Origin of the sequence: Pseudomonas sp. G.S.17 (assembly GCF_038096165.1) — a bacterium.
Lineage (GTDB): Bacteria > Pseudomonadota > Gammaproteobacteria > Pseudomonadales > Pseudomonadaceae > Aquipseudomonas.
The window spans coordinates 6113822-6128777 of sequence record NZ_CP151076.1 but is presented as its reverse complement, the minus strand read 5'-3'; the positions used below and the strand labels follow the sequence as shown (position 1 = coordinate 6128777).

The 14956-nt window shown below is 56.4% G+C and carries 11 protein-coding genes; 4 read left to right on the top strand and 7 right to left on the bottom strand.

Features of this window, described 5'->3' with window-relative positions:
- Positions 1-28: 28 nt before the first annotated feature.
- The 7 genes from AABC73_RS28580 to epsC form a co-directional block, all read right to left on the bottom strand.
- Positions 29-661, bottom strand: a complete 633-nt coding sequence (locus AABC73_RS28580; protein WP_341521858.1) for a CDP-alcohol phosphatidyltransferase family protein — start codon at positions 659-661, stop codon at positions 29-31.
- A gap of 388 nt (positions 662-1049) precedes the next feature.
- Positions 1050-2234 carry a hypothetical protein gene (locus AABC73_RS28575; RefSeq protein ID WP_341524354.1) on the bottom strand — a complete coding sequence of 395 codons (1185 nt, stop codon included), beginning with the start codon at positions 2232-2234 and terminating at the stop codon, positions 1050-1052.
- Between the two features lie 11 nt (positions 2235-2245).
- Complete coding sequence (locus AABC73_RS28570; RefSeq protein ID WP_341521857.1) at positions 2246-3424, bottom strand: DUF6708 domain-containing protein; 1179 nt, start codon at positions 3422-3424, stop codon at positions 2246-2248.
- Positions 3414-6722, bottom strand: coding sequence for a toxin VasX (locus AABC73_RS28565; RefSeq protein ID WP_341524353.1), 3309 nt, complete (start codon positions 6720-6722; stop codon positions 3414-3416). The genes AABC73_RS28570 and AABC73_RS28565 overlap by 11 nt, the downstream gene beginning before the upstream one ends.
- A gap of 217 nt (positions 6723-6939) precedes the next feature.
- The gene (locus tag AABC73_RS28560; RefSeq protein ID WP_341521856.1) at positions 6940-7695 is read right to left on the bottom strand and encodes a DUF4123 domain-containing protein; all 756 of its coding nucleotides are present in this window, start codon (positions 7693-7695) and stop codon (positions 6940-6942) included.
- Positions 7692-9731 carry a type VI secretion system tip protein VgrG gene (locus tag AABC73_RS28555; protein WP_341521855.1) on the bottom strand — a complete coding sequence of 680 codons (2040 nt, stop codon included), beginning with the start codon at positions 9729-9731 and terminating at the stop codon, positions 7692-7694. Before AABC73_RS28555 ends, AABC73_RS28560 begins: the two co-directional genes overlap by 4 nt.
- A 130-nt stretch (positions 9732-9861) precedes the next feature.
- Positions 9862-10818 (bottom strand): serine O-acetyltransferase EpsC, encoded by a 957-nt coding sequence (gene epsC, locus AABC73_RS28550; RefSeq protein ID WP_341521854.1) that lies wholly within the window; start codon positions 10816-10818, stop codon positions 9862-9864.
- 194 nt (positions 10819-11012) lie between these two features.
- On the opposite strand from epsC, the gene AABC73_RS28545 reads away from it, so the two are divergent.
- From AABC73_RS28545 to tcyN, 4 genes are all read left to right on the top strand, one after another.
- Complete coding sequence (locus tag AABC73_RS28545; RefSeq protein ID WP_341521853.1) at positions 11013-12020, top strand: D-cysteine desulfhydrase; 1008 nt, start codon at positions 11013-11015, stop codon at positions 12018-12020.
- Positions 12021-12219: 199 nt separating this feature from the next.
- On the top strand, positions 12220-13017 hold the full coding sequence (tcyJ, locus tag AABC73_RS28540; RefSeq protein ID WP_341521852.1) for a cystine ABC transporter substrate-binding protein: 798 nt from the start codon (positions 12220-12222) through the stop codon (positions 13015-13017).
- The gene (gene tcyL, locus AABC73_RS28535) at positions 13014-13682 is read left to right on the top strand and encodes a cystine ABC transporter permease (RefSeq protein ID WP_065831870.1); all 669 of its coding nucleotides are present in this window, start codon (positions 13014-13016) and stop codon (positions 13680-13682) included. The genes tcyJ and tcyL overlap by 4 nt, the downstream gene beginning before the upstream one ends.
- 2 nt (positions 13683-13684) lie before the next feature.
- On the top strand, positions 13685-14428 hold the full coding sequence (gene tcyN, locus AABC73_RS28530) for an L-cystine ABC transporter ATP-binding protein TcyN (protein WP_065831871.1): 744 nt from the start codon (positions 13685-13687) through the stop codon (positions 14426-14428).
- Positions 14429-14956 lie beyond the last annotated feature (528 nt).

Genomic DNA, 14956 nt, shown 5'->3' with positions numbered 1-14956 from the left:
TATCCTTATGGCGGGGTGTCGTTGGCTATTATTTTTCGTCGCGGGAGGCTGCTGGAGCAGGTGTTTCGGCGAGGCCACGGCGCACGCGATTGACCACGGTGTAGACCAGAAGCGCGGTGATCACGGCCAGGACAATATTTATCCACAGCCCTGAAAACCAGCCGATGGCAACGCCTGCACCCAACACGCCGAAGACAAAAGCCCGATCGCTCTTGCCCATCGGCCCGTCATAACGCCGCGAAGCGCCGATCATCGGGCCGAGCACGCCGGCGTACTCACTGAAAATCGCCCACAAAGTGACCATCAGAATCAGCAACAGGTTCACATCGGGAAGCAGCGCGAAAGGCAGGAACAACGCGCTGTCAGCGATGACATCGGTCAGTTCATTGAGGTAAGCGCCAAGTCGCGACTGCTGGCCGAACTCACGAGCGAGCATGCCGTCGACGGCATTGAGCGCCATGCGTACGATCATCCACAGCGGGATCAGCACGAAAACCCAATGATGCGCGGCAAACAGCGCCACCAACGCGCCAATCACGATGGACACCGCGCAGGCACCCAAAGTGACCTGATTCGCCGTCACACCTCGGTCGAACAAACGCTGAACCAACGGCCGCAGCAGGTTTTGAAAGCGGGGTTTGAGCTGATAGATCGAAATCAACGTACAACCGTCCTTGTGTCGTGAAATTCGCAGGAGGCGCCTGTGGATAACTGTCACCACGACGCCGGGCTGGCCCGGATGCTAGTGAACCACAACATAACGCGATTGAGGCGAGGTTCTTTGTGCTGTGGGTCTCAGGGTGGGAAGCTGGACCCCGGTGGGAGCAAGCTTGCTTGCGAAGGCGGTGTTACATCCGCAAAAAAATGCCACGGATGTTCCCAAGCTTCGCGAGCAAGCTCGCTCCCACAAACAGCAACTGTGAGCCGAGAAATTTCCTTCGTATTTCCTTGTGGGAGAGGACAAGTCCTCTCCCACAAAGGCCCTCACACATACAGCCGGTATTCCGACCATTAAATCTCCAACGGTGATAAGACGCCAAATTGCCGCTTCAACCCTTGCGCTCAATCAACTTGCAGGCTTCGATGAAGTTCATCTTCTTCTTGTCCATGGCGTGCTGCACCACTTGCGTGGCTTTTTGCAGGGCGGGGCTGGGTTTGGCCCATTGATCGGGAGGGATGGGTTGTGACCATTGTTGAACACGCTCGGGCATCACCGGTGTACCCGCTTTATGACCCCATTCGGCGATCATGTAGGGCATTTTCCAGAAGCTTAGTACCCGCCAAACGTACCACCAGCGCAATGCCCAGTAATCGCGAGGGAGAAAGCCATGCTTGGCCCGTTTGTCATCGGTCATATCGACATCAAGAAACCGGTCCTCGATTTTCATCAGCTTTTCGACCTCCCAGGTATGCAACCCTTCATAAGGCCGCAGCTCGTATTCTGTTAGCTCGCGGCCTAGCAAGATCCTTAGCCAAGCGCCGGTTTTATCCGTTGGAACACCCTGTTCCATATACAACCGAATGGCCTCCCAGGTGCCGATGGCATGGGCCTGGCTGGGTTTGTCGAACAGAATCGGCTGCACCGTACCTTTCTCTTCGTTTTCCAGAGCCATGCCGAAGGTATAAAAAGTCGTTGCGTTGTATTGGGTCACCATCTGTCCCTGAGAAATCCAGGCGGTGACCTTTTCCCAAGGCACTATCAGGATTTCATGGGTGTTGCTGTCGACAAAACAGACTTCCCGGCGCTGGCGATTGAAACGCAGGGGGTATTGGCGGGCTTGTTCGCGGGTTTGGGAGATTATCGTGTGTATAACGGTGCCTACGCATATTGGAGTAGTAAAGATGCCTAGGTATAAAAACAGCTCAGCTAACATACTTAAATCTTTGGCAAACGTATTATTTGTTCCTTCAGGAGTAATAATCCACAACAGTACGGCAAGGAATAATGGAGAAAAAACATTCATAATAATCATTAGCCAAATAACCCAGACCAGCATTTTTCCTTGCCACACCATCCCTATATTACTTCCGCCCACTTGCAGGTAGACGTCATTAACTACTGGAAAACCTTGCATGCTCACCGGTTGCTGGCCGGTATAGACCGGTAAAGGTGCAAGATATAAGGTTTCTGCCGTACCGATCTGGCGCACTTCTCCTGCTTTCGGGTTTTGACGTTCCTGCGCCGTTGAAGGCGACGCAGTTTCGGCTTTGCGTTTGAATAGTTTATTTAGCATCGCATTCAACCCTAGTGCTCAATCAACTTGCAGGCGTCGATGAAGTTCATCTTCTTCTTGTCCATGGCGTGCTGCACAAGTTGAGTGGCTTTTTGCAGGGCGGGGCTGGGTTTGGCCCATTGATCGGGAGGGATGGGTTGTGACCATTGTTGAACACGCTCGGGCATCGCGGGTGTACCTGCTTTATGGCCCCACTCGGCGATCATGTAGGGCATTTTCCAGAAGCTTAGTACCCGCCAGATATACCAACGGCGCAGCGGCCAGCGTGAGCGCGGAGATAGGCCGATTTCTGCGCGGCGTTCGTCACTGAAGCAGCTGTGCAAACCACCGTCTTCTTCTTTCATTAGCTTTTCGACCTCCCAGGTATGCAGACCTTCATAAGGCCGTAACTCGTACTCTGTCAGTTCGCGGCCTAACAAAAGCCTCAACCATGCACCTGTCTTATCCGTGGGAACACCCTGTTCCATATACAACCGAATGGCCTCCCAGGTGCCCATAGCATGGGCCTGGCTGGGTTTGTCGAGCAGAATGGGCTGCACCGTGCCTTTCTCTTCGTTTTCCAATGCCATGCCGAACGTATAGAAAGTCGTGGCGTTATATTGGGTCACCATCTGCCCCTGAGAAATCCAGGCGGTGACTTTTTCCCAGGGCACTATCAGGATTTCATGGGTTTTGCTATCGACAAAACAGACTTCCCGGCGCTGGCGATTAAAGCGCAGGGGGTATTGGCGGGCTTGTTCGCGGGTTTGAGTGATCAGGGTGCGGATGCAAATGCCAATGTTCAATATGCCTGCCGGAAGACCTATAACTAAGAAAACCTGGAACGACAAATTTAAATCTTTAGAAAACGTATTATTAGTACCTTCTGGCGTTATAAAAAAAAATAATGTCGCAATAATTATCGGACAAAAGAATACTAGAAAAATCACCAGCCAGATAACCCATGCCAGCATTTTTCCTTGCCACACCATCCCTATATTACTTCCGCCCACTTGCAGGTAAACGTCATTAACTACCGGGAAACCTTGCATACTCACCGGTTGCTGGCCGGTATAGACCGGTAAAGGTGCAAGATATAAGGTTTCCTCCGCACCGATCTGGCGCACTTCTCCTGCTTTGGGGTTTTGACTTTCCTGCGCCGATGAAGGCGGCTCAGGTTCGGCTTTGCGTTTGAATAATCTATTCAGCATCAGATGCTCCCAGATCAACTTCGCGCAGAAGCCAGGGTGGCGTGGCCGTTAGCTGCATTGATTCCTCGGTCTCTGCTTTGTAAGCAAAGACGCCCTTGCGCTCGCGCCAGCGACCTTCAACCTGTTGGCGGTGCAGATCCAGGACGTGAAACGTCGACCGGTGGCTTATATCGCGATGCTCTTCCAGGTCATAACTGACCGCAATAGCGAGGCCAAAATGATCGGATATCAGTGGGCTTAGGTCGAGGCTGAGGACCAACGCACCGTCCGCTGGTCCTACTCGCTTGAGCTGCCCTGCCAGGGCTTCGCTGCACACCGCCCAATAGACCGGGTTTTGTGATCCGTAAGGTGCGCTGTAATCCTTTTGCCGCTGGAGTGCTTCAATCCAGACTTTTCGACGTTCCATTTCGTCGCTGCGTATGGCGGGGAAGGTCAGGCGCAATTCGGTGCCGTGGTCGGAACGGATCAGTTGGCAAACGGGTTGCTGGACGATGGAGGCCAGCTTGCGCCAGTCTTCATCCAGGCTCAGGCCGAGCGACTGCTGGCCCCATGCGCTGTGCAATACCCATTTGTTCAAAGCATCAAGATTGAAATAATTGAAGAGTGCTTCACCCATCAATTGCAGACCCGTTGCCGCGATTCCGATCAAGTTGGCCCTGGTCGCGATACCGACCAGCTGGACGCTGCGTTCAGCCCAAGCCAGAGCGCGTAGCTCCATGGGCTTACGCATAATCTCGCGGGTGATGGAAGCCGTATGTTTTAAAGCCCATACATTGGCCCCTGCCAAGATTGAATCGCCAGCCAATTGCAATGACGTCGTTGCCAGTTTTTTTCCATCACCTTCTGCCAAAGCATTCATCCACTGCTTTGTGTGTTTGCCGAGATCAAATGCAGCTGCACCGATTCCAAAACCGAATGCGCCCAGCCCCGCAAAAGCCGACCACTTCCCCAGCTTACTCATGGTATTGAGCTTGCCAGCCGCACTTTCCATCTGGTCGATATGGGCTCGCAGAATATTGATAGACAAACCCTGAACAGCAGCAAAGCCAGCAGAGAACGTCGTGATAAAAGACTCACCGATATCGAATACGTCTTTCCATCCACGATCCTCTTTTGACCTGACCTTCGAAGCCACATCAAAAAACTTCATCGCCTGAAAGTAAAACAACACCACCGCGATCTGATCACCCGGGGATTTCAGCACGCCGCGCATCGGCCCTTTGTATGTCCCGGTGCTGCGGTAGTCGTTCACCGTGCGGCGCATTTCCTCATTGAGTTGCGGGTCCATATTGCCCAGCACCAAGCCAAACTGGCCTGCACCGCCGCCGGGTGTCAGCGCCAGACTGAGGCGCTCTTCTATGGGGCCCAGTTGATATTTGACGAGGTTGATATTCTCATTCAGCCGCTTTCGAGAGCCAATCGGATCGGCATCGGTCGTCTGTCCTCTGAACTTTTCACGACGCTCCTTATAAAGCGCCTTGAGGTCCTCACGCAGGGCAAGGGCAGCGCTTCGGTCGCGGGTAAACAGTTCGACTTCGGAGGCGGAGGCGACCCTCAATTGTAAGCCGCTGGACGCGTAGGCACTCAGTAGGCGAAGCCGCGCGGCAGGTCCAATGCTGCGAATGAAATCATTGGGGTCAATCGATGCGCCCCGCTGAAAATCCAGTTGTGCCTGAGCCAGACGCGCAGCCACCCGCAACTGCCGCGCCGGATCATAAGCACTGCCCAGCAAACTGTTCAAACCACTAAACCGGGTATTCAGGTTGTCGTAGTTGGGCAGGCTCTGGCGCATCAGGCTATTGAACTGGTTCGCCAGTGCATCCATGTCGCGCACTACGCCGGGGGCGTCGGCGAGTTTGATGCTGAAGTCGCTGAGGTCGGCAAGTTTCTTGCGAAGGTCCGCCTGGTCAGCCAGATTCAGGGTGTCCAGGCCAGGCACCTGCACTAACGGGTTTTTCTCCAGATACGCCTGCAGTTGCTCGGTAGCTTGTTGATCGTCACAGATGGCGGCCACGCAATTAAACTCGCGCTCCAACCGATGTTGAATCTGCTCGTTTTGTCGAAAGTCGTAGTACCACGCGGCGCGATGGAAATGACCTTCAATGATCATCTTCAAGCGGTCGGCGCGGATGCTTTTGAGCTGGCTGCGCCAATGGCTTAGAAGCTTCTGCTGCTTGAGCACAAAAGCTTCCATGGGTTCGCGATGAGCCAATTGATTGATGCCTCGCTCGCCGACTTTCTCACCGCTTAATGCATACCAGGTCGCCAACTCAAGGTCGGTGATGGCGGGACTGTGTTTGTCGAACAGCTGCGGACCGAGGGCGTCGCGCATGTCCACCGTCGCCTTGGCCAGTGGATTATGTTGCGCCTGCTCACGCCAGCTCTGCTCATCGCCAAAAATGGCGGGCCCACGGTAGTCGCGTTTGACGCGCAGGTACTCGAGGAGCTTTTCCCGTTGATCCTCGTTGGTGTCGTCAAGCAGTGCCTGGTAGCGTTTGTCCTTGGTAGCCAGTTGATCAAGGCGTTTCTGGGTGACCTGATACATCGACTGGATGTAGGCCCCGGTCAGGTATTTGCGCTGGGTGTCCTCATCATTGCTCCAGCGCCCAATCCAGTCGGCAACCTTGAGTTGCGCCGCAGCCAGATCGAGCATGACGCCGATATCGTCGCGCACCACCAGAAACAGAAAGTCGTGTTTATGTGCGCCGTTGACCTGACTCGTCAGCTCCTCGATCGAGGTTTTGCGAAATAGCGGTTTATGTTCCCAGTGATAGGCGGTGTTTTCCTCCGGGTCGGCGCCTTCGGGGAGATCCTTTGCTTCGGTGGTTTCCGCCGTTTCTGCCAGCCAGTTTCGGGTCTGTTTCTCCGTCAGCAGATGCGCGCCAACATTCTCGCAGTCGATCTGGCTGAAGCTGACGTACTGCATGTATTTTTCACGCTCGGGCGGTTGACCGATCACCTGCGAGCATTTGTAGGCCGTCCATTGAAATTCGGAATACGCCACGTGCAGCGCGCTATGCCGGGGGAAAACCAGATCTGGCTCACCAATGGCGTTAGTGCGAATGTCGGCCCTGACTTGCGGACCTTTCCAGAGCAATTTGCTTATCGATCCTTGCTCGACACGGTATTCGTGCAAGTAACCGCTGGCCTTGTCGACGATGTATAGATAGCCATCACGCAGCAGGCGCAAGCCCATTTTTCGGCTTTGCAGCTCATGAGGCATCGGAATGTCGCGGCTGGGTTGCAGGTTTTCCACAAGCCCATAGCGTAGCGGCAGGAGTTGGACCGTGCGCTTCATCAGCGGACAGGTGCCACCGGCATCCAGCGGTTTGGCAGGGCGGGACTTGCCCTTCAGGTTGGCCAGGTGGCCGCGAGGTGAATCGTTGGCGGCGCTCATTGCGTGCTCCTCTGCGCGGCCAGTTCGCTGGCACGGTCAATCCGCTGGAAAGGTGTCAACCCGGATTCAACGGTCAACAGCTCAACAATATCCGCGTGCGTATTGACGTTTTGCTCGCCTAAAAAACGTAAACATTGGCGTACAGCCAGATCTCTCGATCATCTTCAAAGCCTTGTTCGATAGCGGAGTTGGCCAGTTCATGAAGGTGCGCCAAGCGCTGGGCGGGTTGCAGATCCGCTTTGTAGTCAGGAAAGAAGTGCTGCATATGCAGATACAGCTCACCGATTGACTTGTGAAAGGCGGCGGCCTGCAACGCAGTCCATTGCGCGGCGCTGGGTACATAAGGCGTGTAGTACTGAGGCTGCGGCATTTCGCCAGGGCGTTTGTATTGCTGCCAGCCATCTAGCGGCGTATTAGCAACGACGATCTCGGAGCAAGGGCCAAAGACCTGTGCATTTGGGTGCAGATCGGCCGCAAACAGAGCATGTGCCACGACGGGATCGGAAATGCGCAGGAACATTTCATCCAGCTGCGCAGGCTGGATGCTGGTCAACCAGCGCATATGGTCCAGTAGCTCCGTCCAGGGGCCATCGCTGAATAACAGGTAGCCCCACTGATTCCAGGTGTTGGCAAGAAACTGCAGCAGAGCCGGGTGTTCAGGGTGAGTGATATGTACCAGACAGGGCGAAAGTCGGCTGATTCCTGCCCATTGCGTATGTTGGTACAGGAGGTCCAAGTGGGGCGCTTCCGACCACTCATAGAGGCGCTTGATCAGGTCTTCTATTTGAAGCGCATCAAGTAACAACCCAACGGTTTGGCCCCCTGGCAGATCATTGGGTAAATACTGGGGCGGGCTTGCCAATCGTGTGCTCATAAGACTTCCTTGTTATTTTCGGCGCATTTCGGACAGAACAAAGCACCGTTCTCTATCGCTTCAACCTGTTTGTGCGGCACCAGCGGCGGGCTGTTTGAAAGGGCGGGATCTGCTATTGATTTCGATAACGGCGCGGGCAAGCCCGGCACCGCTGGCATTCCCGGCATCGGCAAGCCACCCAACAGAATCGGTACGCTGGTGAAAATTCCTGCAGGTGTAATCGAAATCCAGTGCCCGCCGGCCTTGATCGTGGTGCTGAGGGTCGCGTCGACGATCATGTGCTGCCCGGCAGCCAGGTGGACTTCCAGTGCCGCACTGACCAGATGATTCGCGGCGCTGATGTGCTGATTGCCCACCACCGTCAGGGAATCGTCTGCCAAGATCTGTGTCTTGCGCGGTCCGAGGGTCAGGTGATGTTCTTCGCCTTGCAGTTCATGGCTGGACAGCCCCGTGACCAGGACGCTGCGCTGGTTGTCGACCTGGATCGACTGGTCGTTGAGCACATGTTCTTTCCAGTCGCGTTGCGCGCGGATGGCGATTTCTTCCTGGCCCTGGCGGTCCTCGATTTTCAGTTCGTTATAACCACCGCCGCCGGGGCTACTGTGGGTCTTGAGCAAAGTCTGGGTTTTCTGCGCGGGCAGGTCCAGCGGGATGCGCGTGCTGGCGTTGGGCAGGCAGGCCTGCACGTAAGGCTGGTCGGGATCGGCCTCGAAATAACCGATCACCACTTCCATGCCGACCCGAGGAATCATCGCCGTGCCGTATTGGTCGTGGGCCCAGCCGGTGGCGACCCGCAGCCAGCAACTGGCGTGTTCGTTTTGCACACCTTCGCGATCCCAGTAGAACTTGACCTTGACCCGACCATAGGCGTCGCAATGAATCTCTTCCCCCGGCGGGCCGCTGACGATGGCGTGTTGGCTGCCAAGAATGCGCGGTTTGGGATGTTTCAGTGGCGGGCGAAACGGCGTCAGGCCGGGGATCGCTTCGAAGCGGTTTTGGTAGCCCTGACTGAACTCGCCGGGCGGCGCGGCGCGGTCGCTGTATTCTTCCAGCACCTGCGGCTGTTTGCCTTCATGAACCACGGAAACCAGCAGCCACTGGGCATTCCAGTCCTCACGGGGATGCTCGGCGAGGGTCAGCAGATGGCCGCTGAGCAGGGCCGGCTGATCGCTTTTGCCGCTGGCCAGTTGATAGTCGCTGCGATGCCGTTCCAGTACGGTTTGCGCCTGACGCGCGCCGATCTGCCGGTCATTGAACGGCGCCGGATACCGATAATCCTCAAGGTCCACGCGCCCGTCCGCCAGCTTCGCACTGGCCAGCATGTCGATCCCGGGTTGTTCGAAATCGTAGGTCTGGCGACTGACTTTGCCGGTGCGGGTGGCGAGGCGCACGCTGAAGGCGTTGATCACCGGCGCTTGGGCCACCAGCCCGTTGCCTTGCAGGTAGGCCGTAGGATGTTTCAGGTTGGGCAGTGCGACAGGATCGTCGGCGAAGATCAGCAGGTGCCGATCGCGGCTGTGCTCAAAGTGGAAGGACAAACCCTCCTCTTCACACAGGCGGCGAACGAAATGCAGGTCGGTTTCGTGGTACTGGGTGCAGTAGTCGCGCGGCGGGCAGCTTTTGCTGCTCAGGCGGAACGCAAACTCATCGGCGAGAATGCCGTGGTCCTTGAGCACCAGGGCGATGATTTCCGGCACGCTCTTATTCTGGAAAATCCGGTGATTGTGCCGATGCTCCAGGCGCAGCAGATTCGGCACCAGCCGGATGAAATAGTGGGTGAAACGCTTGCCGGAATCGCCTTGGGCAATCTCGCCGATCTGCCCGTGCAGCCCGTTGCCCACAGCGTCAAAGGCCAGAAACGCCTGCCGATGCAGCACGTCTTCAAGCGCGAGGTTGGCCCGTTCGCTGACCAGCTCGATACGCACACTGAAGGGCCGGCTGACGGCCTCTTTAGCGGTGAAACTCAGGACGCGAAGCTGATGCTCAACCCCCGCGATATCCAGCGTGAACGTGGCTTGGTTGGCGGGGGTGAGCATGGGCAAGTCCTTGGCCTGGGGAAAGGCAGAACTTTGCACCAATACAGGACAACAAAAAGTCGGATGCTGCGCACAGCATCCGTAGGATTTATCCCAAGAAACGCCCGACTAGCCATTCAGAATGAGAGGGCTACTTCTGACACCCATCATCCTGCTGCTGCAACAAATTAGCCTGCGTCAGATTGCATCCGGCCGGCACGCTGCGGGTCAGCCAGACGTTGCCGCCGATGGTCGAGCCTTTGCCGATGGTGATGCGGCCGAGGATGGTTGCGCCGGCGTAGATCACTACGTCGTCTTCAACGATAGGGTGGCGTGCGTGGCCTTTCTGCAACTGGCCGTCTTCGTCGGCCGGGAAGCGTTTTGCGCCGAGGGTTACGGCTTGATAGATGCGTACCCGCTCGCCAATGATCGCGGTTTCGCCGATGACCACGCCTGTCCCGTGATCAATAAAAAAGCTGCGGCCGATCTGCGCGCCGGGGTGGATGTCGATACCGGTGGCCGAGTGGGCGATTTCCGAGCTGATCCGCGCCAGTAGCGGCAGGCCCGCGCGATAAAGATGGTGGGCGATCCGGTGATGAATCACCGCGAGAATTCCCGGGTAGCACAGCAGCACTTCGTCCACGCTGCGTGCCGCCGGGTCGCCGTGATAGGCGGCCAGCACGTCGGTGTCGAGCAGCGCTCGCATGGCTGGCAAGGCGCTGGCGAAACCCTGGATCAACTCCACCGCCCGTTCGTTCAGATTGCCCACTTCTTCGCCGCGCTGATGGGCGACGTAGCGCAGTTCCAGACGGGTCTGGGCCAGCAATGCATTCAAAGCGACATCAAGCGTGTGCCCGACGTAGAAGTCTTCGCTTTCCTCCCGCAGGTCAACCGGCCCCAGGCGCATGGGGAACAATGCACCGCACAACGCTTCGAGGATGTCGCGCATCGCCGCCCGTGAAGGCAGCTCGCGTCCACCGTGCTCGCCGCTGACGCGACCATTGCTGGTGCGCCAGTCATTACGGGCCTGACGCAATTGGCTGACGATCTGCTGCAATTGCCAGTGGCTGGAACGGCCCTTGGCAGATGCCTCTGGAATATCGCTCACGCTGACTTCTCCTGGTTCGGGTGCGGCTTTTTGTACGTTCGCCGCAGGTGCGCTCACTCTACGGCAAAGATTTAGCACGAAAAAATAACTATTTTTGTAGGACTTCTACTCTTGAAGCATAAGACCTTATGAGTTGCCCTGTAGGAAACGCCTGCCTATAGTCCAGCGACTCTCTACACGGCTTGACTATCACCATGATCAAAACACAGCTCGCCCGCTTCAATCGTCTGGATCTGATCGCCGCGCCCACTGCGTTGGAAAAACTGGAACGGCTTTCGGTCTGGGCCGGTCGCGACATCTATATCAAGCGCGACGACACCACGACCCTGGCCATGGGCGGCAACAAGGTGCGCAAGCTCGAATACCTTGCCGCCGATGCGCTGGCGCAGGGTGCCGATACGCTGATTACGGCCGGCGCGATCCAGTCCAACCATGTGCGCCAGACGGCGGCGCTCGCCGCCCGCCTGGGCCTGGGCTGCGTGGCTCTGCTGGAAAATCCTATCGCCACGGACGACGTTAATTACCTGCACAACGGCAACCGGCTGCTGCTGGATCTGTTTGATGCCAAGGTCGAGTTGGTGGAAAGCCTGGATAACGCCGACGAGCTGCTGCAAGCCCTCGCCGCGCGTCTGCAGTCCAGCGGTAAAAAGCCGTATCTGGTGCCCATCGGTGGTTCCAATGACGTAGGCGCCCTGGGTTATGTGCGTGCAGGATTTGAGCTGGCTGAGCAGATCAAGGAGACCGGGCTGGAGTTCGCCGCCGTGGTGCTCGCTTCCGGCAGCGCCGGTACTCACAGCGGTCTGGCATTGGCGCTGGTTGAAGTGCTGCCCAATCTGCCGGTGGTGGGTGTGACCGTATCGCGCACCGACGAGGCCCAGCGGCCCAAGGTACAGAATCTTGCCGAACGCACCGCCGAACTGCTGGGCGTGCCGTTGCCGGCCGCGTTCAAAGTCGAACTGTGGGACGAGTATTTCGCGCCGCGCTATGGCGAACCGAATGCCGGAACCCTGTCTGCGATCAAATTGATGGCCAGTCACGAAGGGATTTTGCTCGATCCGGTGTACACCGGCAAAGCGATGGCAGGCTTGCTCGATGGTATTGGCCGCCAGCGTTTTGAGGACGGCCCGCTGATCTTTCTGCACACCGGCGGTGCGCCGGCCTTGTTCGCTTACCCAGGCGTTTTTTCCGGGCAGGATGACTGATTCGGCTGTATATACCAAAAACACATATTAAATAATATTTTGATTATTTTGCATTATAAGTAGGCGCTTTTATGATCGCCGCCAGCAGGACTGCTGGCGCATCAAGCGTCTTGAAAAAGCTGGATAAACTTTTGGTGCCAACGTAGCTTTCGTCGGGTCCGATTCTTGCCTGACATCAACAACAAATATGGGGCTAGTCATGATTACTTCCGCAATCCGTCGTACGTTTCTGCTTTCAACCCTGAGCCTGGTGCTCGGCTCCGGCCTGATCGGTCAAGCCGTGGCTGGTGATCAGCTGCAGAAAATCAAAGACAGCGGCACCCTCAACGTGGGTCTGGAAGGCACTTATCCGCCGTTCAGCTTCGTGGACGAAAGCGGCAAGCTGGCAGGTTTTGAAGTCGAGTTTTCCGAAGCATTGGCCAAGGAACTGGGCGTAAAAGCCAAGCTGCAGCCAACTCCTTGGGCCGGGATCCTCGCGGCGCTTGAATCCAAGCGTCTGGATGTGGTGATCAACCAGGTCACGATTTCCGAAGAGCGCAAAAAGAAGTATGACTTCTCCACGCCTTACACCATCTCCGGTATCCAGGCGCTGGTGCAGAAAAAGGACGCCGCCAAGTTCAAAGTCGCAGCCGATCTGAAGGGTGCGAAAGTGGGCGTTGGTCTGGGCACCAATTACGAGCAGTGGCTGAAGGAAAATGTACCGGGCGCGGTCGTCAAAACCTATGACGATGATCCGACCAAGTACCAGGACCTGCGCGTTGGTCGTATCGACGCGATTCTGGTCGACCGTCTCGCCGCCCTCGAACTGGTCAGCAAAACCAAAGACAGCCTGGCTGTTTCCGGCGAGCCGTTCTCCCGTCAGGAAGCGGGCATCGCTCTGCGCAAAGGGGAGCCTGAACTGCTGGAAGCCATCAACAAGGCCATCGACAAACTGCGCGCTGACGGCACCCTCGCCAAGCTGTCGCAGAAGTATTTCCAGGCTGACGTGACCAAATGATCGAAGAGAGCCTAAAGCTCGCGCTGGACTCCGCGCCCTTTCTGATAAAGGGCGCGTACTACACGGTATTCCTCAGCCTGGGTGGCATGTTCTTCGGCTTGCTGCTGGGCTTCGGCCTGGCGCTGATGCGCTTGTCGCGGCTGATCGCGCTGCGCGGTATTGCCCGGGTCTACGTGTCGTTCTTTCGCGGTACACCGCTACTGGTCCAACTGTTCATGATCTATTACGGCTTGCCGCAATTGGGCATTGAGCTGGACCCGTTGCCTGCCGCGCTGATCGGCTTTTCGTTGAACATGGGCGCGTACGCGTGCGAAATCCTGCGGGCGGCTATTGGTTCGGTGGATCGTGGCCAGTGGGAAGCGGCCGCCAGCATGGGCATGACGCGTGGCCAGGCGATGCGCCGGGCGATCCTGCCTCAGGCCGCCCGCACCGCCTTGCCGCCGTTGGGCAACAGCTTTATCTCATTGGTCAAGGACACGGCGCTGGCAGCAACTATTCAGGTGCCGGAGCTGTTCCGTCAGGCGCAGTTGATTACCGCCAGGACCTTCGAAATTTTCACCATGTATCTGGCCGCGGCGCTCATCTACTGGATTCTTGCCACTGCGCTCTCGCACCTGCAAAACCGTCTCGAAGCGCGGGTGAACCGGCATGACCTGGAGTCCTGAACATGATCGTGGTTGAAAAACTGACCAAGGAATTCAAGGGCCAGCAAGTGCTCAAGGGCATTGATCTGCGCGTCGAAGCCGGGGAAGTGGTGGCTATTATCGGGCCCAGCGGCTCGGGCAAGACGACCTTGCTGCGTTGTCTGAATTTTCTCGAAGAGCCTACCAGCGGCAAGATTATCGTCGGCGACATCGCGGTTGATGGCAGTCGCCCTTTGAGCCAGCAACAAGGTCTGATTCGCCAGTTGCGCCAGCATGTGGGTTTTGTGTTCCAGAACTTCAACCTGTTTCCGCACCGCACCGCTTTGGAAAACGTCATGGAAGGTCCTGTGGTGGTCAAGAAGATCGCGCGGGAACTGGCAATGGAACAAGGCCGCAAGCTGCTCGCCAAGGTCGGCCTCGCGGGTAAGGAAAATGCTTATCCGCGGCGTCTGTCGGGCGGTCAGCAGCAGCGGGTGGCAATTGCACGCGCGCTCGCGATGGAGCCGGAAGTAATTCTTTTCGATGAGCCCACTTCTGCTCTGGACCCGGAACTGGTGGGCGAAGTGCTTGCCACGATTCGCGCCCTGGCCGAAGAAAAACGCACCATGGTCATCGTCACTCACGAAATGAGTTTTGCCCGCGACGTGGCGAATCGAGTGATCTTCATCGACAAGGGCGTGATCGTCGAGCAAGGGGAGGCCAAGGAGTTGTTTGCCAACCCTCGCGAAGAACGGACCCGGCAATTTCTGGAGCGAAGTCGCTCCTGATCCTACATCGCCCGGTAAAAAAACCAGCGCCATTCGGCGCTGTTTTTCTGTGCCTTACATTTGTACAACAATTGAACGATCTAAACCGCTGCTAGATCGACCCAGCATTCGTCCGTGGAATGATCGGTTTTATCTAAGCAAACTTATCCAGTCATTACAGTCAGTAATAGTGCGTCACAGAAAGTCATATCCACTGTCCCCTCACGACCACATACCCAATGCCCAAAGACTGTTCATTCGCATGAGCATTCATATATTGAAGTGGGAATGCCCTGACCTACTTCGTAATAAGATCGTGGTGTTTGTGTAGGAAACGTCTAATTCTGCATCTCGTCGATATCTCATCCCCATTACATATTGACAGACACGCGCAAACCCCATTAGCTCGAAAATAAACATCCATTCAATATTCTGAGCTTATTACAAGCTTCAATTACATACAGTTTGTAATGTTTGCCATAACTCTGATCTCTAAGGTACTTATCCCCGCGCCGTTTTTCGGTGAACTGGCCGACAACCGTTATTACC

What these genes read in the sequence shown, in the direction of transcription:
- tcyL (WP_065831870.1), top strand. Translation starts at nt 13,014, where the DNA reads ATGATCGAAGAGAGCCTAAAGCTCGCGCTGGACTCCGCGCCCTTTCTG.
- AABC73_RS28575 (WP_341524354.1), bottom strand. Translation starts at nt 2,234, where the DNA reads ATGCTAAATAAACTATTCAAACGCAAAGCCGAAACTGCGTCGCCTTCA.
- AABC73_RS28565 (WP_341524353.1), bottom strand. Translation starts at nt 6,722, where the DNA reads ATGAAGCGCACGGTCCAACTCCTGCCGCTACGCTATGGGCTTGTGGAA.
- AABC73_RS28560 (WP_341521856.1), bottom strand. Translation starts at nt 7,695, where the DNA reads ATGAGCACACGATTGGCAAGCCCGCCCCAGTATTTACCCAATGATCTG.
- AABC73_RS28545 (WP_341521853.1), top strand. Translation starts at nt 11,013, where the DNA reads ATGATCAAAACACAGCTCGCCCGCTTCAATCGTCTGGATCTGATCGCC.
- tcyN (WP_065831871.1), top strand. Translation starts at nt 13,685, where the DNA reads ATGATCGTGGTTGAAAAACTGACCAAGGAATTCAAGGGCCAGCAAGTG.
- AABC73_RS28570 (WP_341521857.1), bottom strand. Translation starts at nt 3,424, where the DNA reads ATGCTGAATAGATTATTCAAACGCAAAGCCGAACCTGAGCCGCCTTCA.
- AABC73_RS28555 (WP_341521855.1), bottom strand. Translation starts at nt 9,731, where the DNA reads ATGCTCACCCCCGCCAACCAAGCCACGTTCACGCTGGATATCGCGGGG.
- tcyJ (WP_341521852.1), top strand. Translation starts at nt 12,220, where the DNA reads ATGATTACTTCCGCAATCCGTCGTACGTTTCTGCTTTCAACCCTGAGC.